We start from the raw sequence: 26,636 nt of genomic DNA, 5'->3' as shown, positions 1-26,636 counted from the left end.
CTTTATTTGTTTTATATTTTTCAGATGACTTTAATCATCTTTGTTCCTAAGAGTTAAAATACACGCAAATACGGCAACCGTTCTGTTCTTGAACAGGGATATCCATATCATAGATTTCCTTAAGCGCATCCGAAGTAATGATGTCATGCGTTGGACCGTCTTTAACAACTCGTCCATCTTTTAATGCTACGATATGGTCAGAGTACACCGATGCAAAGTTAATATCGTGTAATACAATGACAACCGTTTTTCCTAACTCGTCCACCAATTTGCGCAGGATTTTCATGATTTGCACCGAGTGCTTCATGTCCAAGTTGTTCAGTGGCTCATCGAGTAAGATATAGTCTGTGTCTTGTGCAATCACCATTGCGATAAAGGCACGTTGACGCTGACCCCCTGATAATTCATCCAAATAATTATGTTGGAGATCATCCAAATTCATATATTGAAGCGCCTCTTCTACTTTTATCTCATCCTCTGGTTTTAAATTTCCTTTTGAATAGGGGAAACGGCCAAAGGATACAAGCTCACGAATTGTTAGACGTACATTCATATAGTTCGACTGCTTTAAAATCGATACGCGCTTTGCAAAGTCATCTGATTTCCAACGACGTACATCCGATTTATCGAGTAATACTTCTCCAGTGTCTGCATTAAGTAAACGGCTTACCATTGAAAGCAGTGTTGATTTACCAGCACCATTCGGTCCAATAAAGGACGTAATTTTTCCTGTTGCTACTTCGACACTGACATCTTGAATGACCGGTTTTTTTCCAAAATACTTAGAAATTTCTTTAACTTGGATCATCCTGCTGACCTACTTTCCTTTAGTAATAGGTAGATGAAATATACGCCACCTATAAAGTTTATAATAACGCTAAGTGTTGTATCGAAATTAAAAATACGTTCGACCACCCACTGCCCACCGACTAAAGCAACAATACTCATTATACAAGAGCCTGCAATTAATACAGAATGCTTGTATGTCTTGAAAAACTGATATGACAAATTCGCCACGATTAAGCCGAAGAACGTAATTGGCCCAACAAGTGCAGTAGAAACGGCAATTAATACCGAAGATAATATAAGCATGCGCTGTACAAGTTTATCATAGGGTACCCCTAAGTTTATCGCTGTATCTCGACCAAGAGACATAACATCTAATTGACTCATGTGACGCCAGCCAAAAATAAAGGTAATCACAATAACAAGCCCTGCTAGCCATACTAAATCCGAATTGACATTGTTAAAGCTTGCAAACATTTTACTTTGTAAACTCAAAAACTCATTCGGATCAATTAATACTTGGAAGAACGTTGTGACGCTACCTAAAAACGTTCCGACAATCATGCCGACAAGCAGCAAGAAGTAAATTGGACGTTTTCCTTCTTTAAACAATACGCGATAGAAAATTAACGCAAAAACAATCATTGCTGAAACAGCTAGTAAGAAATTATATTGTGCATTAATAACGAACACCGACATCGAGCCAAAGAAGTAGTAAATAATTGTTTGAACCAACATATATAAAGCATCGAGACCCATTACACTTGGCGTTAAAATACGATTATGTGTAATCGTTTGGAAAACAACTGTAGAATAAGCAATTGCTATCCCTGTTAACGTCATTGCCACCACTTTAATTATGCGGCGTGGGAACGCGTAATGATAGTTACCATTTAGTTCATAAAATACATAAAGCAACACAAAGACTATAGCCAGTCCTACTAAAATTAACAGCTTCTTACTATTACGCATACGCTTTCCCCCTAAACAACATAAATAGGAAGATTGCACTTCCGATAACACCAACTGTCATGCTAATCGGAATTTCATATGGGAAAATTAATATCCTGCCTAAAATATCACAGAATAATAGGAATGACATACCTAGCAAGGCTGTATGGGGTAATGTCTTCGCTAAATTATCCCCTTTGAACAGCGAAATAATATTCGGAATGATTAAACCAAGGAATGGAATCACACCTACTGTCAACACCACTGTCGTTGAGATAAGTGCTACTAACACTAAACCTAAATTCAAAACGAACTTATAGGAAAGACCAAGGTTTTTAGCAAAATCCTCGCCCATCCCTGCTACAGTGAAGCGGTTTGCATAAATGTAAGCTAAAATCAGCACAGGTACACTTATGTATAAAAGCTCATAACGGCCTTTCATCATTAATGAAAAATCTCCTTGTAACCATGCAGAAATGTTTTGGATAATATCCGCCTTATACGCAAAGAATGTCGTAATAGATGAAAGAATATTTCCGAACATTAAGCCAATAAGCGGTATAAATATCGCATCTTTAAACTTGATTCGATTTAATATTTGCATAAACAATAACGTGCCGGCTAAAGCAAATATGAAAGCGAAAGAAATTTTTTGGAAGTACGTGACATTCGTGAAAAACATCATCGAAATTAGTATACCTAACTTCGTTGCATCTAACGTTCCTGCTGTCGTTGGCGACACGAACTTATTCCTACTTAAGCTTTGCATAATTAAACCAGCAATACTCATACCTGCACCTGCAAGCAAAATTGCAACAAGTCTTGGTATACGACTAATTAAAAATAGTCTCGTTTCTTCTGATTGGAAGTCTAATAAGTCACTCGGCTTAATATTCACTACACCGATAAACAGCGACACAATAGACAACACAATAGTTGCTGTTAAAAGATATCTAATTTTCATTGTAATCCCCGGTAGATTCATTTTTATTCGCAAACCATTTTCTAGTGAAAATGATTATCACTACTCACGATTCTCATTATAAGCGTGTTTGGAATATCAGTCAACCTTCAAATGAGAATTATTCTCGCTTTATTTAATATTCTCTAATAAACTAGTATAAATGATGATATATCGACATTTTTGACTTTTCCAAAGACAAAAATAATTCAATAATTCATCTATTTTTCATCCAAATAAAAAAGGTAATTGAGAATAAAGCAGTATGCTTTTCTCAATCACCTTTTTATTCAAGCAAATCGACGAATCCCTCTTAACCATGCAAGTACAATAGACACGACTAAAATAAAACCTAGATAACCCATCACAGCATATAATTTCGATACGAGTGTGGTGAAACCTGCAAGGCTTGCTAAAAAGCCTAAAGCACCTATGAAGATGACGGCAACCTTAAAGCTAGGCTTTGTTGGCTTAAAGAAACGTACCATGAACGAGTAGAACATCCCAACCGCCGTATTATAGATCATGCCCAGTAACGATAATGACATTAATAGACCAATTATCGGATGTATTTCATTCGCTAAGGCGAGCATCGGGATATCTACTCCACCTATGATATTCATCTTTGCAAGTAATGAGAGATTTATGAGAAAGATTAATGCACCTAACAGCATTCCCCCGATAATGCCTCCCATTCCTGCAACTCGCTCATTTCGTATAGATCCACACATCACGGTAAGAAGTGAGAAACATACGCCAATGTTGAAAGACATATACAGTAAAGCTGTGACCCACCAGCTTTTAGATTCTACTCGTAATTGTTGTTCAGCAATCACAACTTGTTCTGCAAAGGATAATTCCATCGTTGCTAATGAATACACAGCTATCACTGTTACAACGGCTAACAAATAGGGTGTAGCAATAGCAATAATGTTAATGATACTTTTAACATTCATCATCACTGTGACAATGGTTAAGGCAATCATAAAAATACTCCCCATCCACACTGGCAGACCAAACATTTGTTCAAATGTAGCACCCGCTCCAGCAAACATAATTACAGCCACACCAAATAAGAAGAGTGACAGTAAATAATCCATCACAAAACCAACCGTATTACCTGAAATTAAATAAATCAAATCCTTATGTGATGTTGTCCGCAATCTTGAGCTAATTTGCGCAATACACATTCCTACAAAGGCAAATCCTAATGTGGCAATAAGTGCTCCGAAAATCCCCTTATAGCCATAACTCGTAAAGTACTGCACGATTTCCTGCCCTGATGCAAACCCCGCACCGACGATAATTCCTACATAGGCACCACCGATTTGCAAACTTTTTTTCAATCAATTCTCTCCCCGTTTATTTATCCCGTGCCAGCTGGTACTACGACTCCCACCAATGAAAGTTCCTATTTATAACTTTTCTTACTGATTGTCAACTTTTCAATGACGTCCATATTAGGCATATATCCAATACCTATACACTGTGGTACACGAATATAGCCATTTTCTACAACCACTTCAGGTGTAATAATATCCTCGTCCCAATAATGGCTTGAACCTGCTGTATCTCCAGGTAATACAAAATTAGCGAGTGACGTTAAGGCAATATTATGCGCTCGTCCGATTCCAGCCTCTAACATACCGCCACACCACACAGGAATACCTTTTTCTTGACACAAGTCATGAATTCTCTTGGCTTCAGTTAAGCCACCTACCCGTCCAATTTTAATATTTATGACACCACAGCTTCCAAGTTCAATTGCCTTCCGAACATCCTCCAAAGACGTAATACTTTCATCTAGACAAATGGGTGTTGTCAACTGCTTTTGTAACGTAGCATGATCTATGATATCGTCAGCTGCAAGTGGCTGCTCAATCATTAATAAATTGTAGGCATCCAGTTGCCGTAACACGTCAATGTCATTTAAGGTATAGGCAGAATTGGCGTCAGCCATTAATGGTAAGTCTGGAAATTCAGTACGAATAGCACGAATCACTTCAACATCATAGCCTGGTTTGATTTTCACTTTTACACGTTTATAACCCATTTCTACATAGACTTTTAACAAATCGATTAATTTTTGGGTAGAGGATTGAATGCCAACACTTATGCCTACCTCAATCATTTCCTTACGACCACCTAATGCGTGAGCAAGTGACTGCTTCGTTTGTTGTGCATATATATCCCAAACCGCTCCTTCAATCGAGGCCTTTGCCATACAATTACGCCGAATAGGGGCGAACATCGCACTGATCTCATCTGGATGCACAATATCTTTATGTAGCAAGGTTGGCATTAAAAAGTCCTCTAGCATATGCCATGTCGTCTTTAATGTCTCCTCTGTATACCACGGCGCCACAAAGGCTACCGCTTCTCCCCAGCCTATCGTGCCTGATAGATCCTTCACTTCTAAAAGCAATAATTCTTTGTCATGAATCGTGCCAAAACTTGTTTTAAATGGGGACTTCATGGCTATTTTCAAATGTCTAATTGTAACTTCTTCTATTCTCACAAAAATTCACTCCTTATCCTTAATTATAAAGCTAATAAAGAGCGTCTGACTAATAGATAGAAGTTCACATATTCCTTGTGTTTCTTCACTCGAACGATGGCATACTCCTGTTCAAATAAGGTCGTTAAAATTGTACGAACCTTATAACGCCAGTCTTCCGCAAGCTTCGGACTCTCTACTTTCATTTTTTGCAAATATTGTGGTATTGCTAATAAGTAAGCCTCCCTAATAAATACTTGATCACGCTGAAATTCACCATCTTTATCAAGTACTGGCAAACCATCCACCGTCATTGACCACGAAACAATTTCTTCTGCACTTTCTGCAAATTCGTCTAAGCAATCGTCTACATGTTTGCGTTCAATCCACCACTCAACAGCAAGCCGGTCTGAAGGTAGTCCATCATTAAAATCATCTTGTAACGGACCGTAATAATCCGTCTTATATTGATAGCTAACAGCATTTAATTTCAAAAATGATAAATTAGCCATACGTGTTTCTAATGGGTCAAATACCCAACGGACAAGTTGAAACCCATTTTCTTTGGCATATTCTTGTTGAGCATGTTTTAATAATTCCCCTACACCTTGTTCACGATATGTTTTCTCCACGCCAATCATGTGCGAATGAAGATACATTTCCCCCTCTTGATAGCCCACAAAGCAATAATTAAAGCCAATCAGCCGACCTTCTAAATATGCACCAAGTAATAGTCCCCCATTTTGCACAGCAGCAAGCAACTGGTGAGAGGGAATGGCCTGACTTCCCCATATTTCTGCGTTAAGGTGTTGCACCTTAGCAATTTCCACTGGTGTAATCACTTTCTTTATACATACTTTTTCTAACATCATACTGACGCCTCCCCTATATTCTTTGTTTTTAATGCCAGTAATACGGCATTCGTAAGAATTTCAACTCCAGTCACAAGCCTCGCCTGCTTAAATTTCATCTTTGGATGGTGTAGCCCTGGTGTTAAACCACAACCTAAACCTAACATTGTCGTCTTTAAATGTGGTCGTTGAACAGCATAATGGTGAAAATCCTCCCCACCCGGTGTTCGAATAGGCTTTCTTAAATTCGATAAACCTGTCGCTTTTACAATAGCCTGCTCCATAATATATTGGGCGGTTGAATCTACCTCTGCCGCCACAATATTTGCCACTGTACGTAATTCAATCTGAACTTTATGCAAGATTTTTGAAGAATCTACTACACGTTTTACACCTTGAGCGAGTGTATCCATTACATCATTTTGTTGTGCGCGTATATCAATGGTGAAAGATGCTCTACCAGGAATTATATTGCCAGACTCTCCCCCTGCTTGAAACTTCGTCATCTTTATTGACACAGGAATCATAGGGTCAGTATGAATCGTACGTAAATCCTCTATAATTGTTGCCCCTACTTCAATTGCATTGACACCTAGATGGGGTCTTGCCGCATGGGCATCCTCGCCAATTATTTCTCCTTCAAGCAATCTTGAAGCGCCATGGTACAATGCCGCACAATAGGCACCATCCTCTAGTTCATGCACAGGTCTCAAATGAACGCCAAATAAATAGTCTAAATCATCAATTATTCCTTCTTGTAGAATAGCTAATGCACCTGTGCCCTTTTCTTCTGCGGGTTGGAAAATTACACGAATCGTACCATTGAATGTTTGTGGTTGTTCTTTCAACAGTAACAGAGCACCAATGGCCATCGTCATATGTCCATCATGTCCACAGGAGTGATTGGCGCGCAACTCACCATCTACCTCCTGCCACAGTGCATCAATATCGGTACGCAAACCAACTTTCGGTTTTCCTCGACCTACGTCCACATAAAGTCCTGTACAATTTTCAAAGCGCTTTGGTGAATATCCTTCACGCGTTAATAGCTCAAAAATATAATTAGTTGTTTCTACCTCATACCAGCTTTTCTCTGGATGCGCGTGTAAGTACGTGAAAATCTCCATTAATCTAGGCCTCAAGCGATCCAACGCTTCTTTCATACCAAACCACCCCTTTAATTTTCATACTATTAAGACTATTATAACGAAAAAAGTTTCTTTTCTACACAGAAACTTATTGCCTTATTTAGCATTTCAACCTCAAGAAAGACAAAAAAGATGCCAAGAGCAGTCCATCACTAGACTACCCCGACATCCTTATACTAATTAATACCACGCATTGCTTTAGAAATAATTGGTGACAGCAATAATATGATCACACCAATAATAATCGACAAGAAACCTAAAAAGCCAAAGTAGGTGAATTCACTTACAACTTCATATACTTTTACAAGCTGGGCATTGATTGCTTGCGCTGCGGCACTTGTTAAGAACCAAAGTGACATTGTCTGCGCTGCAAAAGCCTGTGGTGCTAACTTCGTTGTAGCTGAAAGACCTACTGGCGATAGCAATAATTCGCCTATTACGACTAAGAAAAATGACAACACTAACCACCAAGGACTCACCAATGCTTGTCCATCTGAAAAGTGCGCTGGAATCATCATAACTAAAAACGACAAACCTGCAAAGAATAATGAATACGAGAACTTACGTGGTGTCGACGGTTGCTTATCGCCCCATTTTAGCCATAGCATTGCAAATAACGGCGCCATGGTAATAACGAATAACGGGTTTAACGATTGGAACCAAGACGATTGAAGTTGGAAACCACCAATGTTTAAACGTGTACGTTCATCTGCATACGTTGCTAAAATAGTTGCGCCTTGTTCTTGTATGGCCCAGAACATTACAGCAGATAAAAACAGTGGAATATAAGCAAGCAGACGAGATTTTTCGTCCTTTGTTGTTTTCTCACTGCGATACATATAGATAAAGAACACCGTTGGAATGATAATACCTAATGCAGTAATGATTAAACTAAAGACATTCATCGTTAGTATGCCCGTTTTTATGCCAATCGCACCTGCAATTATTATAAGTAAGGCAATAATGCCGAATTGCGTGAATACTTTTTTACGTTCTTCAGGCTTTAACGGATTATTTACTTGTAAGCCCGCTAAACCTAAATACTTTTTCTCAGTTGCTTTATAAACAATTAAACCAATTAGCATCCCAATGCCTGCTAAACCGAACCCTAAATGGAAACTATACTTTTGTCCAATTGTTCCGACAATAAACGGCGCAATAAATGCACCCATATTAATACCCATATAGAAAATTGAAAATCCTGCGTCGCGACGACTATCTGTCTGAGCATAAATATCTCCAACAATACTTGAGACATTTGGTTTTAATAACCCAGTACCAATAACAATAAAGGCCATTGAGACAAACAACATGCTTACGCCTCCAGGCAACGCTAACAGTAAGTGACCAATCATAATTAACACGCCACCATAAAATATAGTTCTACGTGTACCTAAAAGTCGGTCGGCAATCCAACCACCGATTATACCTGACATATAGACAAGTGATCCATAAATGGCCATAATTGAGTTTGCTGTACCACGATCTAAGCCTAAACCGCCTTCATGCAACTCATAATACATAAAGAATATTAGAATCGCTCGCATACCGTAGTATGAAAAACGTTCCCAAAATTCAGTGAAAAACAAAGTGAAGAGCCCTTTAGGATGTCCGACAAAGCCTTTTTGAGGGACGGATTTTACAATTTCATCTTTAGTAGACATAACAATATCCTCTCCCATTTTCATTATTCCTTAAAAATATTATTGCCCATTAATAAGGATAAAAAACTATATTTCATCATACTAAAGCGTTTTCATGACTTTATCAACAGTTTTTAAAAATGTTGAAAATTTATCATTTTTCTTTAAATTCTGATTGATTCCAATTATTTTCGCCAAACTCATTGATATATCTAAGTTTTCTTACACTTTCACCAGCCTCCCTTTGGCTTCTTACTTTAAATTATTTTAAAATAATTTAAAGTCTGAATTTTCCATTTTTTACGCATAAAAAAATCAACGACGAATAATCGCCGTTGACTCCATTACTGCTATTTAATGACATATTGCTGAAACTTTGCATAATCTACCTCTTTTGCTTCAAGCGTCAGTAATGTGCCCTCTTCTTCGTATGCCGTTTCATGAATGGATGCATTTTCGTTAAGATAAGACACCACATTTCCTTGCTCATAAGGAATGAGCATTTTACATGATATATAATCACAGAAAATATGCTGACGTATCATTTGTATTAAATCGTCTAAGCCAACACCCTGCTTTGCAGAAATCCAAATATTGTCACCACTGATTACAGGATGAGGAACATTTGCTAAATCCGCTTTATTATAAACATAAATAGTTGGGATTCCTTCAACACCCACTGCTTTTAACGTTTCATTTGTAACATCCATCATAAAACCATGTTCTTCATTTGAAACATCCACAACATGGAGCAGTAGATCTGCATCACGAGCCTCTTCTAATGTCGAGCGGAATGCCTTCACTAAATGATGAGGCAATTTACTAACAAAGCCGACTGTATCGGTTAATAAAAACGATTTGTTATCAGCTAACTCAATCTGACGGACAGACGTCTCAAGTGTAGCAAATAGCATATCTTTCTCAAATACTTGTTTATGGTCTTCTTGTCCAATTTTCGTAAGAAGCTGATTCATGATAGTTGATTTCCCTGCATTCGTATAGCCGACAAGGGATACGACGGGTATATCATTTTTACGTCTCTGCTTACGCTGTGTCTCCCGTTGTTCCTTCACTTGCTCTAAATCTTTTTTAATTTTCGAGATTTGGTCCTCAATTTTACGGCGATCTAACTCAAGTTTTGTTTCACCAGCTCCACGGTTTTTAAAGCCACCACCTGTACCTCCACCTTGACGGCTAAGTGAAGCATGTAATCCGACTAAACGTGGCAACATATATTGAAGCTGTGCCAATTCTACCTGCATTTGTGCCTCACGAGTTTTAGCACGACGACCGAAAATATCTAAAATCAACATCGTCCGATCAATAACCTTTGTTGCTAAATCACGTTCTAGATTGCGGATTTGCGAAGGGGACAATTCATCATTAAAAATGACAAGATTGGCTTGTGCCTCATCATAGAAATTTTTAATCTCTTCTATTTTCCCAGTTCCCACATAATGTGAAGGCGTGACACGCTCTAAGTTTTGTGTCACAGTGCCGATGACTTCTACATTTAAAGCTTCTGCTAAATTCGTTAGCTCTTCCATGGAATAAGCAAAATGCGCATCGTTACGTAAATTCACGCCAACTAAAATTGCCTTTTCCTGTAATACATCTACTTCCTTAATTCTATCCATTCACAAACCTCCCACCAACGCATTGGTAACGCTACGACAAATTTTCTCCATCTTACCATATAATGCCCCCAATCTATGTCTTTTAGAAGATATAGAATACGAACGGATTAAAGTGATGAAACACCCCGTCCAGACACATCTGAAAAAATGCGCCCTCTAAGCTTAGGGCGCATGTAGTTGATTTATCTTTCTTCTTTTAATAATTCTTCCGTACGATTAAATTCATTCTCAATATCTTTATTTGGTCTATATGTCAAAATACTGACAATAACGGCAACGATTAAGCACACTAAGAATCCTGGAACAATTTCGTATAATGCATCAGCTAATACATCGATTTTTCCCCAGATAAACGCTGTAGCCGCACCTGCCACCATACCACTTAGGGCTCCGTAATTCGTTAGCTTTTTCCAATATAATGACAGTAATATCACTGGACCAAACGCCGCACCGAAGCCAGCCCAAGCGAAGCCTACTAAACTTAAAATAGAACTGTCGGGGTTCCATGCTAAAACGGCTGAAATAATTGCAACAACTAACACAGCCGCACGACCCACAAAGACATAATGCTTATCATCGGCCGTCTTATTAAATAATGCTTTATAAATGTCTTCCACAAGTGCCGAAGAAGTAACAATTAACTGTGATGAAATGGTACTCATAACAGCAGCTAAGATGGCAGCTAACATAATACCAGCAATAAATGGATGGAATAAAGTTTGACCGAGCACAATGAAGACAGTCTCAGCATCCTTTAACTCTCCAGCATTTTGTTCAAAATAAGCAACACCTACCAACGCTGTGCCAATCGCACCAAAAAGGCTTAACATCATCCAACCAATACCAATACGACGAGCTTGCTTTGTCTCTTTCACTGAGCTAATCGCCATAAAACGAACAATAATATGCGGTTGTCCAAAATAACCTAATCCCCATGCCAATGAGGAAATAATAGCTGCGGCTGTTGCCGTTGTCGGTAATAAGTTCAAATGTTCTGGGTTAACCGCCTTAATAGATGCAATTGTATCTCCTAATCCACCTGTTAAATACAACCCAACTAACGGAACTGTAACAAGTGCTAAAAACATTATGAGACCTTGTAAAAAGTCAGTATAACTAACCGCTAAAAATCCTCCAAATAATGTATAGGCAACTACAACACCAGATACAATTAATAAACCAGTATGGTAGTCATAGCCAAATGAACTATCAAAGAACTTGCCTCCTGCTACCATTCCTGAAGATACATAAAATGTAAAAAATATTAGAATGATAATACCTGAAGCAATTCTTATGAGCTTTGTACTGTCACGTAAACGATTATCCAAATAACTCGGAATGGTAATTGAATCATTGGTAACTTGTGTATAAACACGTAACCTCGGTGCGACAAATAACCAGTTCAAATAGGCACCGACTGTTAATCCAATGGCTATCCAAGCTTCAACAAGTCCTGATAAAAAAATAGCACCCGGTAAGCCCATTAAAAGCCAGCCAGACATATCCGCTGCACCCGCACTAAGCGCTGTTACTGCTGGACCTAGCGAACGACCGCCAAGCATATAATCCGTCAGATTTGACGTTTTAACAAAAGCGTACCATCCGATTGCAAGCATAGCGACCATATAAATAGTAATCGCAAGTAATTGATACATGTTATCTGACATATTTTCTCCCCCTATTCGTCTTTAGTATCACCAAATTAAAAAGAATTACTATACTAAAGATACCACGAATATACAATTTCACCCATAAACATTCAGAAAAATCATGAAATTATTTTTGAATTTCAAAGTAGCAATGTACTTTATAAATTGTGTTACACTAATGCCATCTATCACACAATAAAGAAGGAGAAAACATGACATTTGAAGAAATGAAAGCTCAACTTCTAGAGCAAATTTTACAACAGCAACTTGTAGCGGCAACAATTAGCCAGCCACGCATGAAATCGAATGAAGTAAAACGTATTAAACTAAAACCTTTAATGTTAAAAGATGCTTACCATATACAGATTGAATACCAATATGAACGCATCTTGAAACATGAAAACGTCCATTTGACGGATTTCTCCACAAAGCTTGAAGCTTTTTTCGAAGATTTTCGCCAAGCACATGTAGACTTTATTGGCGAAAAAGTACAAGTACAACTTTCGAAAAAAAACAAAGTATTATGGAAATCCGATAATTTAGCGGTACCAAAACAAGTTAACCTTTCCCATAATCGTAAGAAAAACTATTTACTAGATGATGCGACACCTTACCCCTTTCTAATTCGACTTGGTGTACAAACAGAAGAAGGTAAGGTAAAAAAACAAAAGTACGATAAGTTTAAGCAAATTAACCGTTTCATTGAATTTATCGATGATGCTCTAGCTTATTTACCTAAGGATCGCCCAGTCCGTATTTTAGATTTTGGTTCAGGAAAATCCTATTTAACCTTTGCTTTATACCATTATTTAAAAATTGAAAAGGGCTTGGACATTCGCGTCACTGGCTTGGATTTAAAAAAGGAAGTGATCGAGGAGTGCTCCCGTATCGCGCAGGACTTAGGCTATGAACAGCTTGAATTTTTAGTCGGGGATATTAATGACTATAATGATGAGTCCACAGTGGACATGGTGGTTACATTACATGCCTGCGATGTAGCAACAGATATGGCTTTATCGCGCGCTGTCAAATGGGGAGCAAGCGTTATTTTAAGTGTACCTTGTTGCCAACATGAGTTAAACCAGCAACTTCATACTCCGGCGCTCGACATTATGTTACAGCACGGGCTTGTACGTGAACGATTTGCTGCTTTAGCAACCGATTCAATTCGCGCAGAAATACTATCACTCGTAGGCTATGAAGCTCAATTGCTGGAGTTTATAGACATGGAAAACACTCCAAAAAATATTCTCATACGAGCGTATCGTACTGGCAAAAAGCCAAGTCTCGAACAACGTGCCGAATATGATGCCTTTGTAACATTGTTGAATGCAAAACCATTTTTAGCAAATGAACTAAAATCATACTTATAATTATGAAAACCCGTGACAAGAAATGTCTTTACTCATTGTGGCACAGTTCAAATTGGCAAAGTCGAGTTTGTCTACAGTCTTTGTTTTTTTAAGGAAGTAATAATAATCAGGCCCGGAAAAAGCCACTACCTTTCCGTGGACGAACCATCTAGCGTCCCCTTTGAATGCTCTGTGCGGGTTCTAGCTGGTTCTTTCTTCCGCAGGAGGCTCGCAGCTTGTTCCTCTCTAAACTGATACAATAAATTTCAAAGAAGCTCGCTCCGATGCACAAACTGCTGTAACAGTTATCATAAGAGACACAGACTGTACAGGGCAACACTAGTTTAGAACAAAAGAGCACAGAAAAAGGTTTCGGGAATGCCTAGCATTCCCGAAACCTTTTGTCTTCAATCTGACCTTAGACAAGATATATGTCACTAATAGAAAAATACTTTTATTACTCATAAGGTTTCTATCAAAAATTTACGCGATATTCCTGTCCATCAGCTTAGTCTTTATATTGATGGGCTGTGAATTATAACTCTTGTCGTAATGCTTGAATGACATCTATTTTCGTTGCCTTACGGGCTGGTCGGTAGCCGGAAATCATCGCTACTCCAATACTTATAGCCGATGCAATAATGACAAGTTGCCACGGAATGAGCGAAAACGTAATGTCATTCGTACTAAAAGCATCTTCTCCAGTTGCTGCTTTTAGAATTAATGGTAATACCACATTAGCTGCAAAACTAATGACATATGAAATCACTACAGCTATCAGTGTTCCCAAAAGCCCGATAAACGTGCTCTCCATTAAGAACAAACGTTGAATAAGCTTTGGACTAGCCCCAATTGCCTTTAATACACCAATTTCACGTGTACGCTCTGTAACAGCCATCGTCATCGTATTAAAAATCCCAATTGAAGCAATTAATACTGCGATTGTCCCAACAAATATTAATCCAATCTTCAATACAAGGAAAAATACATCCAATTGCTCTAATTGTTCTGTTACAGAGAAAACACTATAGCCTTTTTCTTTCAACTTCTCTAAAATCGGTTTTACATTTTCCATACTGTCTGCAAAGATGTTAAATTCCGAATAGAACATTTCATCGGCTTGTAGATTTCCTGTTGTTGACATGTTTGTTGCTAATACCGCTTGCTGTTGTGTATCCATATAAACAGCGTTGTCAATCATCCAATCATAAGAGGGTTTTTTAGTCACACCGACAATTGTATATTTCTTTTTTTCAGTCTCAGTCGCTTCGGAAGTATTCGGCAATAAAGACATTTCAATTTCTTTACCAATTAAGGAGTCTTTATAACCTTCCTCATGGCCATCATAATATGTTCCCTCTGCCTCAGCTTTTTTATTTTTATCTTGAATCACATCACGTTCGGCATCATTTAATAATGTTTGACCAAAGTGGTACCCTACAATGATTTCATTTGCCTTTGTCGGATATTTCCCTTCCGATAGTTTCCCCGTCACTCTCTCGAAATCCTTCATATTTGTTACAAATAAATTACCGTTTGTATCACGATTCTCAAAAAATGAGTGCGCGCTTGCATTGACCGTAACGGTTTCTAGAACAGTTTCTACATGCTCATTTGCTTTAATTTCATCTATTTGTTCATCTGTAAATTGCCCGTCACCATGTACTTGGATTTTCGTAACCTTTTCATCTGAAAGTATTTCATTGCGAATGGAATCTTGTAAGCCAAAACCTATGGATGCTAGTACAATCAAAAATGCACAACCCATTGTTGCCGCTAATACTGTCATAAAAACTCGTAATTTATTTTTCTTAATATGCTGTGTGACAAAGTCTAGTTGGTCTTTAAATAACATGTTACGCCTCCTCCTTTACAAGTTCGCCATCATACATACGAAAACGACGATGTGCAATCGACGCTACTTCTTCATCGTGCGTAATGATGACAAACGTTAAGCCCAATTCCCGATTCAAGCTTTGAATCAGTAGTAAAATATCCTGCTCTGTTTCAGAGTCTAGACTTCCTGTTGGCTCATCCGCTAGTAAAATAGGTGGATTCGTAATCAAGGCCCTTGCAATACTAACACGCTGTTGCTGACCACCTGATAATTCATTCGGATAATGGTCTGCTACCTCTGCTAGTCCGACCTTGTTCATTAATTTTTTTACTTTCTCTTTTCGTACTGCCTTGCTAGTACTTTGTAATTTCAAAGGTAACTCAATATTTTCAAAAGCTGTTAAGCCCGGCATTAGTTGAAAGTTTTGAAAGATAAATCCGAACTGTTGCAAGCGAAAAGCAGCGCTCTCCGTTTCCGTAAGCGTCGCAGTTTCCTGTCCGTTTACATTAATGGAGCCTTGTTCTGACTTCATAAACCCCGCTAAAATTTGTAGTAAAGTTGATTTACCAGAGCCACTTTTGCCAACAATTGCAACAATCTCGCCCTCCTTGACTTCGAAGTTTACGCCTTTTAATACTGGCACACGCTTTTCCTTGCCCTTTTTTCCTATTAAAAATGTATGTTGTAAATTCTCGACTTGTATCATTATTGTTTAAACGCCCCTTTCTCTTCTTTTTCCATTGTAGAGAAGAATTCTTAATAATAACGAAGGATAAAAGTGAAGATATTCTTAAGAAAACAGGGAACACTAATAATAATCGAACGCCTTTACAATACCTTTACAATTGAATCTGTTATATTTGTAAAAAACTACGATACAACATGTTCTTTCCTGTACTAAACAGTTATTCATTTTTTAAAAAATGTTATTTTATAGCCATTTTTCTGTATCTATAAAAATAGAGACAATACACACCAATAATAATTGTGAATATTTTGCATATTACAGCAATGTAAAGTTTTGTGGAGATTAGATAAATTTTATGTAGATAAACTAAAGATTTTGTTATGATAGTAAAGTTTAAAGGTCGATTATTTTATATACATCCAGGAGGATTCGATTTACATGCTTAACTCAAAAAAACAAGACCCTTTCTTTGTTGCATTGCATAAAATTGCTGAGAACATGAGAGAGGCCGTACATTACGCAAATGATTTCCGGATTAACAGTGTAGCTGACCTGAAAGAGATTAGCATTACAATGAAAAATTACGAAACAGCTGGCGATAAACTGATTCATGAGCTTATCGTTATGCTAAATAAATCGTTTATGACACCAATCGAGCGCGAGGATATTTTAGAATTTGCGATTCGTATGGACGATGTGTTAGATGGTACGGAGCATTGTATCGCTCACTTTGAAATGTTCTCCTTAACAGAAGTAGACGAATCTATGCGTATCTTCTTAGGCTACATTTCTAAAAGTGCTGACGAAATTGTTAAAGCAACTGAAGAGTTAAAGAAAAAGAATCTTATCGGCATGCGCCCACATGCAATTTTAATTAAAGACTATGAGCGCGAATGTGACGAAGTGCAACGTACTTCTATTAAGCAATTGTTTTTAAATGAAAAAGATCCAATCCGAATTATTAAGTTTAAAGATATTTATGAACAATTAGAAGATATCGCTGATTATTGTCAAAACGTTGCCAACACAATGGAAACAATTATCATGCGTAACGCGTAATTAGGAGCTGGGCACTTACAATGGACACAATTATTATACTAACCGTACTAGTCGTCATCTTTGCCCTAACATTTGACTTTATCAATGGTTTCCATGATACAGCAAATGCTATTGCTACTTCGGTTTCTACTAGAGCATTACCACCACGTGTGGCAATTATTATGGCTGCTACAATGAATTTCATCGGTGCTATCACCTTCGTGGGTGTAGCAAAGGCACTTACAAAAGACATTGTAGATCCATTTGCTTTAAATGCCTTTGAAGGAGATACAACGGGTTCTGTCGTAATTTTAGCGGCATTAATCTCGGCTATTATTTGGAATTTACTTACTTGGTATTTTGGTATACCATCAAGCTCTTCCCATACGTTAATCGGTTCAATTGCTGGTGCAGCTATTGCGTCCGCTGGTTTCAATGTACTTAACTATGGTGGTTTTACAAAAATTTTAACGGCGTTAATACTGTCGCCAATCATCGCCATTTGCGCTGGTTTTCTGATGATGACTCTGTTTAAATTACTGTTCAAAAACTTAAATTTGTATCGTACAAATAAAGGCTTTCGTACAATGCAAATTTTCACTGCTGCTATTCAATCGTTTACGCACGGTACAAACGATGCGCAAAAGGCGATGGGTATTATGACAATGGCATTAATCGCAGGCGGCTTGCACACAGGAGACGAAATTCCTTTCTGGGTCCGCGCTGCAGCAGCGACTGCTATGGGTCTTGGTACCTCTATTGGTGGTTATAAAATTATTAAAACTGTTGGCGGTAAGATTATGAAAATTCGTCCTGTTAACGGGGTGGCAGCAGACTTAGCTTCGGCAACAGTTATTTTCGGTGCTACTTTAATTCACTTGCCAGTATCTACAACCCATGTAATTTCTTCATCTATCATGGGTGTTGGTTCAGCACAACGTGTACGTGGTGTAAACTGGGGCATGGCACGTAAGATTGTAACAACTTGGATCATTACAATGCCAATTTCGGCAGTGATGGCATCTATTATTTACTTGTGCTTATCACTTTTCTTTTAATTTTATTGAATATGCGTTTCAACGCCTGCTCAATAAAATTAAAATCTCCAACGGATGTTTTGAAGACTCCTGTTCCTTTATGGGCAGGAGTCTTTGCTTTGTCACACGACAAAATGTGACACATCCTTTACACTAGTTTAAAAAGGGGGAAACATACTCAATATGAAAGCTTACTCAAATTTCATCACTGCACATGCGAAGGCCATCGTTGCTGTATGGCTTGTTCTTTTCATTGCAATGGTAGTGTTTGCAATACAACTTCCAAGTAAACTCCAAGGTGATGGTTTTTTTGTCGAAGCGGATCATTCCTATGTAACAAATGAGCTAGCAAAAACATTTGATTTACCTGCTGATACAGTTTTAGTGCTCTTTGATCCCGCAGAAGATAAAAAAATACAAGAGACATTGCACAAGTTAGAGGATATCGAAGACATTCATTCTATTCAGTCCCCGCTAGAAGATACCTCTTTGCGAAAGAATGGCATTGCCTATGCGATGGTTCATTTTAAGAATGATGTTAAAAACCTTCCTGAGGTCGTCAAAGAGGTTCGTTCCTTAATAGAGGAAGATGGTGTCAGCATAACGGGTGGACCGGTAATTTCAGAGGACATTAATACAGCTAGTCAAAAAGATTTAGCATCAGCTGAAGCCATTGGTCTCCCTATTGCCATTGTCGTGTTGCTACTTGCTTTTGGGACTGTTGTAGCTGCACTATTACCAATTATCATTGGTGTCGTTACAGTTATCTCAGCATTCGGTATTCTAACATTACTAACCGGTAGTGTTAATTTATCCATTTTCGTATTAAATATTGTCCCTATGCTAGGGCTCGCATTAAGCATTGACTTTGCGCTACTCTTTATCAATCGCTATCGCGAAGAACGAGGACACGCAACAATCGCTCAAGCTATTCAAACGTCGATTCAAACTGCTGGTCGTTCCATTATATTTTCTGCGGTTTGTGTAATGATTGGTCTTGGTGCAATGATTGTCATTGATGTAGAAATTTTTCACAATATCGCACTTGGTGGCACAATCGTTGTGTTACTTGCAGTGATTTCCGGCCTCACGTTATTACCAGCCACAATGATGCTTCTAGGGGATCGTTTGAATAAGTGGCGTATACTACGTGTGAAGCCAGGAGGCGCAAATCGCTGGCGTGGCTTTGCAGGCTTCGTGATGAAACGTCCAGTAACGATTGTTATAGCAGCTTTACTTTTACTTGGCATCGGCATGATTCCACTAAAGGATATTCGACTGACGATTCCACAGGTGGATTCTTTACCAACAAAATACGATGCACGTGCGGCATACGATAAGTTAGATGAAACATTTGGGCTAGGCGAAACTTCCACTATGTACTTACTTGCGGAGCGCCCTAGTGGCTGGGAAGATGATGAGGCGAGAAACCTTATTTACGACATTCAAGAAAAGCTACTCGACGATCCGCTCGTAGACAAAGTATCAACTATTTATACGGCTGCTCAAATCAAATCACCAGAGGATTTAGCTGCTTCGTTAAAGATCCCACAAGCGGCACAACAATTAAAACCACTTCTGAATGCTTTTTCAAAGGATACACAAATGTTTATACCGATTACATTAAATGTCGCAGGTTCATCAACTGCTGCTCAAGAATTTGCTAGAACATGGATGAATAAAGATTTAGGCGTCGATTTTGCACTTGGCGGGCATGCGAAATTTAACCAAGAAATTTTTGATGAAATTGCTAGTAAAATCTTTTTAGCTGTATCGATTATTATCGTCTCAACTTTCTTTATTTTAATGCTTGCTTTCCGTTCTATTCTCATTCCAATAAAAGCGATTATTATGAATATCATTGGGTTATCTTCAGCATTCGGGATACTCGTGTATATTTTCCAATACGGTCATTTGGGGTTAGAGGCTGGTTCAATCGTACTTATTATTCCTGTCATCGTATTCTGTCTTGTATTCGGCTTGAGTATGGATTATGAAGTCTTTTTAATATCACGTATTCAAGAAGAATATCTAAAGGGCTCAGATAATACACGCGCAACAATTGATGGGCTAACATCTACAAGTCGTATCATTACTTCTGCTGCGCTCATTATGATTGTTATTACAGGCGCATTCGCTTTCACGGATGTTATGCCAGTGAAGCAAATCGGGGTTGGTATTGCGCTTGCCGTTGCCATAGATGCAACCATTATTCGCCTTATGCTAGTTCCAAGTCTAATGAAGCTATTTGGAGATTGGAACTGGTGGCTTCCATTTACGAAAAAAAATAAATAATGCCGCATGTGGAACATGAAAAACCGAGAACATCGATTACAGATGTCTCGGTTTTTTAATTACTTTTAGCTTTACTAAATAAAAATACTAAACTTCACTATAATTATTTTTATACCATGCCTTCGCCGCTTCTACCTCAGGCATTGTTAATTGATGGCCGTAATTAAACCAATTCGTCATTACTTCGGCCCCGGCAGCAGACAAAAGTGCCTCCAAGTCCTGCGATTCCTCAGCTGTACACATCGGATCATTCGTACCTGCAGCGATAAACACTGGCATTGAAGTTAATACTGGCAGTTCGATATCTCGTCTAGGTACCATAGGGTGATGTAATATTGCACCTGCTAATGCATCCTTATAATGGAATAGCAAGCTCGCTGCAATATTCGCGCCATTTGAGTACCCAATAGCTACAATACGTTGACGATCAAAACCGTACTGTTGTGCAGCCTCAGTCAAAAAATCATTTAACTGTTGTGTACGGAAGATTAAATCTTCTATATCAAAAACACCTTCTGCTAATCGACGGAAAAAGCGTGGCATGCCATTTTCTAGTACATTCCCACGAACACTTAAAATATTCGCTGTCTCATCAATTTCCTTTGCAAGGCCAATTAAGCTCTGCTCGTTGCCACCTGTACCATGTAACAATAATAAGGTTGGTTTAGTCTCGTCGGTTCCCTTATGAAAAACGTGCTGCATAAACAGACCACCTCTCAATTATCTTGAATTCGAGATAATTGTAGCTTGTGGCAAAATTAAATTCAAGCTCTTTGACTTATTAATTTCACGATTTTCGCTATTTGGCTGTTCTTCATTGTTTTTATAAAAATTCATAATCGTAATCACTGAAATTAAACAGACAGCTAAAACAACAACAATAACAATTCCTACTAGTTTTTTCCCATTCATCGTAAGTTTCCCCCGCCTTACTCAGTTCTTTTTGCGAAAGCCTTCTTCCAGTAAATATTCCTTTGCCGCATCATATGTGCCAAAGGCTTCCTCTAAATTTTCTCCATGATAAATATTCCAAGAACGCTGCTCGTAGGCAAGCTCTAATTTATCGCCCTCACGATTGCGCCATAATTCAACTATAGGTTCTTCTTTTTCTTGCTCCTCCGCTAAATATTGAACAGCATCTTCGATAATTTCTCGTAACTGTTGCTCATCATAATCGCGAATATTCACTAGTCCTTTATCATTTGCTTCGTTTTCGTAACGCAATAAATCACCCACAAAGACAAAGCCATTGCCGTTTGGATGTAATTTTTCTACGATAATGGTCTTTTCGTAAAGGCTATCCTTGAAATGATAATTTACGCGTTTCAATGAAATTTCCTTTTTCGTTAGTTCTGGAAATGATTCAATAACAGTTTGTTTTTGTTCAAATGTTAGCATCTAAAAATGCTCCTTTTCTATCAATCTACCTTACAGTATAACTTATTTCACCTGTTAAATCGTACTATAAAATTATAGTCAAAATATAGCTGTTTTTGAACATAGTGGCCTACGCTTAGTTTCTAAACGGAACTAGCTAGAACCTACATTTCCCTTCGCGGTTTATGGACCATGATACTTGCTGTTTTAAGCAATTCATATGATGATACATACTAGGGACAAAAAATTCTACCTTCTCCGTTTAAAAATAGTAGCACAAACCTTGTTCTTGGCTTGTCCTACTATTAGTTAATGTGACTATATAGCGCTATTTATACATCTCATTTTTGACAAACTGAATGACTTGTGCAACATAGAGCTCTCGGTACGGTACGAATTGAGCTGTGCTTACAGGTCGTACTACTCTACCTCGTTTACCGTCTGGGAAGTATTCATAACCCTCAATATTAAGCGTCACAGTTTCTCCCAAAAAGAAGGATTCTGCTTCATCAAGTCGCGCCCTAACGACACCTGACACTTCCTCATATTGCAACTCAAAAGAATCCCAATCATGCTCAAACGGATACAAGTATACATGACAAAACTCATTGTCTATCATCTTTTCAGATACAATGCTACAAGACGTCATGCCCATCCTCACAACTTGTTGAATATCAATATTAAGCCCTAGCTCTTCCTTCACTTCTCGAATACCAGCTTCAACTGTTTCAAGCGCTAACAGATGTCCTGCCGCAGTAATATCAAGTAAACCAGGGTAATCCTTCTTCTGAGAGCTACGAATTTGGAAATAAATATAATCCTCATTTACAAGCCAGCAGTGAAATGTTTCATGCCATAAGCCCTTTTCATGCACTTCTGCTCGTGTAGCTGTGCCAATTTGTTCGTACTGTTCATTAAAAACTTTAACGATTTCTTGCTCCATGTTATTTCGACCCCTATACTGACTTCGTAGCCTTTTTCTTAATCGCATTACGTTGATCATAAATATTGGACACGATGACCTTCAACACCGCATAAAACGGTACCGCAATAATAATACCGACAAATCCTGCAATATTTCCTGCCGCTAAAATGATAGTAATAACCGTTAACGGATGTATATCAAGTGATTTCCCCATCACATTTGGCGTAATAAAATTGCTATCAATTTGCTGTGCGACAAGCGTAACTAAACATACCCAAATAACAAGCATCGGCTCTTGTATTACAGCCACAACAATCGCTGGCGCTAATGCAATCCAAGGTCCGATAAACGGTATCATATTCATAAAAAAAGCAAAAATAACGAGTAACAGCGAATACTCTAAACCAATAATTAAAAAGCCCACATACATAATTAATGCCAATAAAAAACTAATTTGTAGTTGCCCTTGAATATAGCTACGTAACACATCGTCAATTTCACTTAACGTTTTTTTCACCCATTCACGACGTTCACCACTAAAATATTTATAAATGGAGGGCGCAAATTTCTCATGATCCTTCAACATGAAAATGAAGAAGAATGGAATTAAAATAGCCAATAATGAAGCGGATACAATAGATTGTAAGAACGTAACAAGCCCCTTACTTGCCACTACTGCAATATCTTGTACTGAATTGGCTACATGATTGATCATGGATGTTAATTGCGGAGGGAAATTTTCCCTGTTTTTTAATACATAATCCGATGCATCTTGAATGCTTGCTCCAATCATAGGTGCACTTTTCACAAGATTATTTACCTGTGTCGCGATGGGACTCCCAATAATCCAACCAAAACCTCCTACAAGCGCTATGAGACCAACGACAATCGTCAGTATACTTGCCCACCTAGGCCATCTGCGTTTCTCTAAAAACCGCTGGATTGGCTCTGTCACATAATACAAAACGCCACCTAATAACAATGGCACAAAAATAGTTTTTAGTATAATAGCGAGTGGTGAAAAAATCCAATGAATCTCTATAAAATATTTTGCAATTAGTAGAGCTAGTAAAATTCCTACTCCAACCTGAAACCAGACTTTCCTCGTCACTCTCGTCACTTCCTTTTATCACAGCTACTGAAAATACTACTTATATATTCACCATTTCGCAAGTATCCTAGTATTTCTTCTTCAGCAAATAATTCACAACTCCAAAGTAACACCAAACACCGAAGATTTCCACTCCTTATAGACGATGATAGCACTCATTGTTTCATTGTAGATACTATTTGCAAGAATTTCGCATATTCCTTACTTTTTTGATAATAAAAAATAACAAAGAGAAACACTGCTGTTTTTACTTAAAAGATAACCCTTTTTACTAGTTGACCCGTTAGATTTAAACAAAAAAATTCGCTCTCTTCCCGCGGGGATCCGCAAGCCCCTACAGATGCTAATGCTAAAGCATCTGTGAAGTATCGCTCGGCTCGTTGTCCCGCAGGAGTATCGCGAAATTTTTACATAAATATTCTATAATAATTTAGGAGCAACTATATCCATTTCGGACTGTCTCCTCCACATGCTATAACTTTGTGTCGTCAACCGAATTTAAGTAACTCTCAATATCACCAATTACCGATTCGACACAGCCATCTTCAAATGGCGAAATTAGTCCAGCTTCTTTTACGAGCTTGGTAAATGACATAGAACCGCCTAAACCACATAAATGTAGATAGTCCTTCCAGGCTGCAGCAAATTCTTCACGTGAGCGTTTCCAGAACTGGAATGCACAAATTTGCGCTAATGTATAGTCAATATAGTAGAACGGGCTTGCATAGATGTGCGCTTGTCGTTGCCATATACCACCCGCTTCTAAATAGCTGTTACCATCATAGTCACGATGTGGTAAATAGGTTTCCTCGATTTTTTTCCATGCTGCTTTACGCTCAGCAGGTGTCATTTCAGGGTTTTCATAAATAACGTGCTGGAACTCATCAACAGCAACTCCATAAGGAAGGAATAATAGGCCACTGCTTAAATGTGTGAATTTATATTTCTCTGTGTCCTCTTTGAAGAATAATTCCATCCATGGCCATGTGAAGAATTCCATACTCATAGAGTGGATTTCACAAGATTCATATGTTGGCCATAAATATTCAGGAATGCCAATGTTACGGCTTGAATACACCTGGAAGGCATGTCCAGCCTCATGTGTTAGTACGTCGATATCACCTGACGTTCCATTGAAATTCGAGAAAATAAACGGCGCATGATAATTTTCAATAAATGTACAATAACCGCCACTTTCTTTCCCCTTCTTCGCCACTAAATCCATCAGATCATTATCAATCATAAAGTTGAAGAATTCACCTGTTTCAGCTGATAATTCTTCGTACATTTTTTTACCATTGGCAACAATCCACTCTGGATCACCCTTTGGTGTAGCATTCCCTGTTAGGAAATTTAAGTTTTCATCATAGAACTTGAAATCAGAGATACCGATACGCGTTGCTTGACGTTCAAATAGCTTTGTTGCAAGCGGTACGATTAAATCACGCACTTGATCACGGAATTTCTTTACCATACTCGCATCATAATCAATACGGTTCATTCGTATATAGCCAAGTTCAACATAATTTTTATAGCCAAGTTTCACAGCGATTTCGTGACGTACCTTAACTAGTTCGTCATAGAATCGGTCAAACTCCTCCTCATGCTCTGCGAAAAAGTCAAACCTTGCCTCTGTTGCAGCTTTACGCATAGCGCGATCAGTCGATTCAGCATATGGGCCAAGCTGTGCAAGTGTTAATGTTTCCCCATTAAATTCAATTTGTGCTGAGGCAACTAGCTTATTATACTCAGAAATCACTTTATTCTCTTTTTGCATTAAATCGATGACAGTTGGTGAAAAGCCTTTGATTTGGTAGGAAGCTAAATCAAATAGCTGTTGTCCCCACTTTTCTTCTAATTGCCCGCGAAATTGTGAAGCAACTAATGCCTTATAGTATTCCGTAGTAACTTCTTCTAACTCTGGGCCAACTTCGTCGAAATAATCGCGTTCAGCCTGATAGAAGTCATCATTCGTATCAATGGACGCACGAATATAAACTAAGTTTGCCATGGTAGCATAATCATTACTTAGCTTATTTAATTTCTCAATAAGAATACTTTGTTCCTCAACAGTTTGTGCATCCTTAAATTCCACAATTAAAGCTAATTGCTGCTCTTTCAATGCCTCCACATTCGGACGTTGGTATTCATAATCTTTAAACGTTGTCATAGAAGTCCCCTCTTTCTGTCGTATACACAGTGATATTTCTATTATATGCCAAATACATAATATTAAGAAACTAAAAATAGCATTAATAGCCAAAAATATATGTTTTTAATAGCGCTGCTCTTTCTCGTATTCTGAGCTTCGTTTCAACAGACTTAGGGGTTTTCGCGGCAACAACATCCACCTCAAAGCCTAGAGATTTTGCTAAATACTTCGCCCGTTGTAAATGAAAATCATTTGAAACAATCGTAATGTGCTTTGTCCCCTCTGGTAATAACTCTCTTGAAAATAGTAAATTTTCGTATGTCGATGTGGATTGATCTTCTAGTAAAATACGTTCAGCTGGGATACCCCTTTTCACTAAATAGTCGAGCATAACGGAAGCCTCTGTCCTGTCCTCATCAGAGCCTTGCCCACCTGATACAATCACCTTGACATGTGGATACTTAGTTAAATACTCAATTGACTCCTCTAATCTGTTTTTTAAAGAGAGCGAGGGCACTCCATCTGGTTTTACCTTGGCCCCAAGTACAATCATATATGTAGCTGTCCCATTTGCGACTGGCTGAGCACCACGTCTCATTTCTTGTCCTAGCCATATATAAGTCACACCGCCAATGCACAATAGCAGAATCGTTACCCTCATTGTCCACTTTTTCAAATGCATCACCCCTTTACTACTATCA

At 38.2% G+C, this 26,636-nt stretch carries 23 protein-coding genes; 4 read left to right on the top strand and 19 right to left on the bottom strand.

Annotation, left to right across the window (positions count from 1 at the left end):
• Positions 1-46 precede the first annotated feature (46 nt).
• The 10 genes from ACOMCU_RS15390 to putP form a co-directional block, all read right to left on the bottom strand.
• Positions 47-808, bottom strand: coding sequence for an ABC transporter ATP-binding protein (locus ACOMCU_RS15390; protein ID WP_010860375.1), 762 nt, complete (start codon positions 806-808; stop codon positions 47-49).
• Positions 805-1,758: an iron chelate uptake ABC transporter family permease subunit gene (locus ACOMCU_RS15385; RefSeq protein ID WP_010860376.1), complete on the bottom strand. Its 954-nt coding sequence runs from the start codon at positions 1,756-1,758 to the stop codon at positions 805-807. Before ACOMCU_RS15385 ends, ACOMCU_RS15390 begins: the two co-directional genes overlap by 4 nt.
• A complete protein-coding gene (locus ACOMCU_RS15380) occupies positions 1,751-2,701 on the bottom strand; it encodes an ABC transporter permease (protein WP_010860377.1) in 951 nt (316 codons plus the stop codon). Before ACOMCU_RS15380 ends, ACOMCU_RS15385 begins: the two co-directional genes overlap by 8 nt.
• A gap of 287 nt (positions 2,702-2,988) precedes the next feature.
• Entirely contained in the window at positions 2,989-4,044 is a 1,056-nt protein-coding gene (locus ACOMCU_RS15375) for a hypothetical protein (protein WP_421050606.1), read from the bottom strand.
• Positions 4,045-4,109: 65 nt separating this feature from the next.
• On the bottom strand, positions 4,110-5,216 hold the full coding sequence (gene menC, locus ACOMCU_RS15370) for an o-succinylbenzoate synthase (RefSeq protein ID WP_421050605.1): 1,107 nt from the start codon (positions 5,214-5,216) through the stop codon (positions 4,110-4,112).
• A gap of 23 nt (positions 5,217-5,239) precedes the next feature.
• Complete coding sequence (locus tag ACOMCU_RS15365; RefSeq protein WP_010860380.1) at positions 5,240-6,067, bottom strand: GNAT family N-acetyltransferase; 828 nt, start codon at positions 6,065-6,067, stop codon at positions 5,240-5,242.
• A complete protein-coding gene (locus tag ACOMCU_RS15360) occupies positions 6,064-7,209 on the bottom strand; it encodes a M20 peptidase aminoacylase family protein (protein ID WP_010860381.1) in 1,146 nt (381 codons plus the stop codon). The genes ACOMCU_RS15365 and ACOMCU_RS15360 overlap by 4 nt, the downstream gene beginning before the upstream one ends.
• Positions 7,210-7,370: 161 nt before the next feature.
• On the bottom strand, positions 7,371-8,858 hold the full coding sequence (locus ACOMCU_RS15355; RefSeq protein ID WP_036131633.1) for a peptide MFS transporter: 1,488 nt from the start codon (positions 8,856-8,858) through the stop codon (positions 7,371-7,373).
• Between the two features lie 329 nt (positions 8,859-9,187).
• On the bottom strand, positions 9,188-10,474 hold the full coding sequence (gene hflX, locus ACOMCU_RS15350) for a GTPase HflX (protein WP_421050604.1): 1,287 nt from the start codon (positions 10,472-10,474) through the stop codon (positions 9,188-9,190).
• A gap of 182 nt (positions 10,475-10,656) precedes the next feature.
• The gene (putP, locus tag ACOMCU_RS15345) at positions 10,657-12,141 is read right to left on the bottom strand and encodes a sodium/proline symporter PutP (RefSeq protein ID WP_010860384.1); all 1,485 of its coding nucleotides are present in this window, start codon (positions 12,139-12,141) and stop codon (positions 10,657-10,659) included.
• A gap of 194 nt (positions 12,142-12,335) precedes the next feature.
• Between putP and ACOMCU_RS15340 the strand changes: the two genes are divergently transcribed.
• Positions 12,336-13,496: a class I SAM-dependent methyltransferase gene (locus tag ACOMCU_RS15340; RefSeq protein ID WP_421050603.1), complete on the top strand. Its 1,161-nt coding sequence runs from the start codon at positions 12,336-12,338 to the stop codon at positions 13,494-13,496.
• A gap of 514 nt (positions 13,497-14,010) precedes the next feature.
• Here the strand turns inward: ACOMCU_RS15340 and ACOMCU_RS15335 are convergent.
• Positions 14,011-15,330, bottom strand: coding sequence for an ABC transporter permease (locus tag ACOMCU_RS15335; RefSeq protein ID WP_421050602.1), 1,320 nt, complete (start codon positions 15,328-15,330; stop codon positions 14,011-14,013).
• Between the two features lies 1 nt (position 15,331).
• On the bottom strand, positions 15,332-16,018 hold the full coding sequence (locus ACOMCU_RS15330) for an ABC transporter ATP-binding protein (RefSeq protein WP_010860387.1): 687 nt from the start codon (positions 16,016-16,018) through the stop codon (positions 15,332-15,334).
• Positions 16,019-16,438: 420 nt separating this feature from the next.
• Between ACOMCU_RS15330 and ACOMCU_RS15325 the strand changes: the two genes are divergently transcribed.
• From ACOMCU_RS15325 to ACOMCU_RS15315, 3 genes are all read left to right on the top strand, one after another.
• A complete protein-coding gene (locus ACOMCU_RS15325; protein WP_010860388.1) occupies positions 16,439-17,059 on the top strand; it encodes a DUF47 domain-containing protein in 621 nt (206 codons plus the stop codon).
• A gap of 20 nt (positions 17,060-17,079) precedes the next feature.
• On the top strand, positions 17,080-18,096 hold the full coding sequence (locus ACOMCU_RS15320) for an inorganic phosphate transporter (RefSeq protein ID WP_010860389.1): 1,017 nt from the start codon (positions 17,080-17,082) through the stop codon (positions 18,094-18,096).
• Positions 18,097-18,258: 162 nt separating this feature from the next.
• Positions 18,259-20,370: an MMPL family transporter gene (locus ACOMCU_RS15315; protein ID WP_010860390.1), complete on the top strand. Its 2,112-nt coding sequence runs from the start codon at positions 18,259-18,261 to the stop codon at positions 20,368-20,370.
• Positions 20,371-20,457: 87 nt separating this feature from the next.
• Here the strand turns inward: ACOMCU_RS15315 and ACOMCU_RS15310 are convergent, their stop codons facing one another.
• The 7 genes from ACOMCU_RS15310 to ACOMCU_RS15280 all read right to left on the bottom strand — a co-directional run bounded on the left by ACOMCU_RS15310 (position 20,458) and on the right by ACOMCU_RS15280 (position 26,617).
• Complete coding sequence (locus ACOMCU_RS15310) at positions 20,458-21,072, bottom strand: alpha/beta hydrolase (RefSeq protein WP_421050601.1); 615 nt, start codon at positions 21,070-21,072, stop codon at positions 20,458-20,460.
• A gap of 18 nt (positions 21,073-21,090) precedes the next feature.
• Complete coding sequence (locus ACOMCU_RS15305; protein WP_010860392.1) at positions 21,091-21,282, bottom strand: hypothetical protein; 192 nt, start codon at positions 21,280-21,282, stop codon at positions 21,091-21,093.
• A gap of 21 nt (positions 21,283-21,303) precedes the next feature.
• Positions 21,304-21,768: a hypothetical protein gene (locus ACOMCU_RS15300; protein WP_010860393.1), complete on the bottom strand. Its 465-nt coding sequence runs from the start codon at positions 21,766-21,768 to the stop codon at positions 21,304-21,306.
• A gap of 307 nt (positions 21,769-22,075) precedes the next feature.
• A complete protein-coding gene (locus ACOMCU_RS15295) occupies positions 22,076-22,690 on the bottom strand; it encodes an NUDIX hydrolase (protein WP_010860394.1) in 615 nt (204 codons plus the stop codon).
• 13 nt (positions 22,691-22,703) lie between these two features.
• A complete protein-coding gene (locus ACOMCU_RS15290) occupies positions 22,704-23,783 on the bottom strand; it encodes an AI-2E family transporter (protein WP_421050600.1) in 1,080 nt (359 codons plus the stop codon).
• A gap of 472 nt (positions 23,784-24,255) precedes the next feature.
• Positions 24,256-25,953: a M3 family oligoendopeptidase gene (locus ACOMCU_RS15285; RefSeq protein WP_010860396.1), complete on the bottom strand. Its 1,698-nt coding sequence runs from the start codon at positions 25,951-25,953 to the stop codon at positions 24,256-24,258.
• 82 nt (positions 25,954-26,035) lie between these two features.
• Positions 26,036-26,617, bottom strand: coding sequence for a YdcF family protein (locus ACOMCU_RS15280; protein WP_421050599.1), 582 nt, complete (start codon positions 26,615-26,617; stop codon positions 26,036-26,038).
• Positions 26,618-26,636 lie beyond the last annotated feature (19 nt).

This window comes from Lysinibacillus sp. UGB7 (assembly GCF_049058285.1).
In the GTDB taxonomy this organism is placed as follows: Bacteria; Bacillota; Bacilli; order Bacillales_A; family Planococcaceae; genus Lysinibacillus; species Lysinibacillus sphaericus_B.
The sequence above is the reverse complement of the archived record's forward strand: the minus strand, read 5'-3'. Positions and strand labels throughout refer to the sequence as shown.

Coding starts and splice junctions, on each gene's coding strand:
- ACOMCU_RS15390 (WP_010860375.1), bottom strand. CDS start 808: ATGATCCAAGTTAAAGAAATTTCTAAGTATTTTGGAAAAAAACCGGTC.
- ACOMCU_RS15385 (WP_010860376.1), bottom strand. CDS start 1,758: ATGCGTAATAGTAAGAAGCTGTTAATTTTAGTAGGACTGGCTATAGTC.
- ACOMCU_RS15380 (WP_010860377.1), bottom strand. CDS start 2,701: ATGAAAATTAGATATCTTTTAACAGCAACTATTGTGTTGTCTATTGTG.
- ACOMCU_RS15365 (WP_010860380.1), bottom strand. CDS start 6,067: ATGATGTTAGAAAAAGTATGTATAAAGAAAGTGATTACACCAGTGGAA.
- ACOMCU_RS15360 (WP_010860381.1), bottom strand. CDS start 7,209: ATGAAAGAAGCGTTGGATCGCTTGAGGCCTAGATTAATGGAGATTTTC.
- ACOMCU_RS15355 (WP_036131633.1), bottom strand. CDS start 8,858: ATGTCTACTAAAGATGAAATTGTAAAATCCGTCCCTCAAAAAGGCTTT.
- hflX (WP_421050604.1), bottom strand. CDS start 10,474: ATGGATAGAATTAAGGAAGTAGATGTATTACAGGAAAAGGCAATTTTA.
- putP (WP_010860384.1), bottom strand. CDS start 12,141: ATGTCAGATAACATGTATCAATTACTTGCGATTACTATTTATATGGTC.
- ACOMCU_RS15340 (WP_421050603.1), top strand. CDS start 12,336: ATGACATTTGAAGAAATGAAAGCTCAACTTCTAGAGCAAATTTTACAA.
- ACOMCU_RS15335 (WP_421050602.1), bottom strand. CDS start 15,330: ATGTTATTTAAAGACCAACTAGACTTTGTCACACAGCATATTAAGAAA.
- ACOMCU_RS15330 (WP_010860387.1), bottom strand. CDS start 16,018: ATGATACAAGTCGAGAATTTACAACATACATTTTTAATAGGAAAAAAG.
- ACOMCU_RS15325 (WP_010860388.1), top strand. CDS start 16,439: ATGCTTAACTCAAAAAAACAAGACCCTTTCTTTGTTGCATTGCATAAA.
- ACOMCU_RS15320 (WP_010860389.1), top strand. CDS start 17,080: ATGGACACAATTATTATACTAACCGTACTAGTCGTCATCTTTGCCCTA.
- ACOMCU_RS15315 (WP_010860390.1), top strand. CDS start 18,259: ATGAAAGCTTACTCAAATTTCATCACTGCACATGCGAAGGCCATCGTT.
- ACOMCU_RS15310 (WP_421050601.1), bottom strand. CDS start 21,072: ATGCAGCACGTTTTTCATAAGGGAACCGACGAGACTAAACCAACCTTA.
- ACOMCU_RS15305 (WP_010860392.1), bottom strand. CDS start 21,282: ATGAATGGGAAAAAACTAGTAGGAATTGTTATTGTTGTTGTTTTAGCT.
- ACOMCU_RS15300 (WP_010860393.1), bottom strand. CDS start 21,768: ATGCTAACATTTGAACAAAAACAAACTGTTATTGAATCATTTCCAGAA.
- ACOMCU_RS15295 (WP_010860394.1), bottom strand. CDS start 22,690: ATGGAGCAAGAAATCGTTAAAGTTTTTAATGAACAGTACGAACAAATT.
- ACOMCU_RS15285 (WP_010860396.1), bottom strand. CDS start 25,953: ATGACAACGTTTAAAGATTATGAATACCAACGTCCGAATGTGGAGGCA.
- ACOMCU_RS15280 (WP_421050599.1), bottom strand. CDS start 26,617: ATGCATTTGAAAAAGTGGACAATGAGGGTAACGATTCTGCTATTGTGC.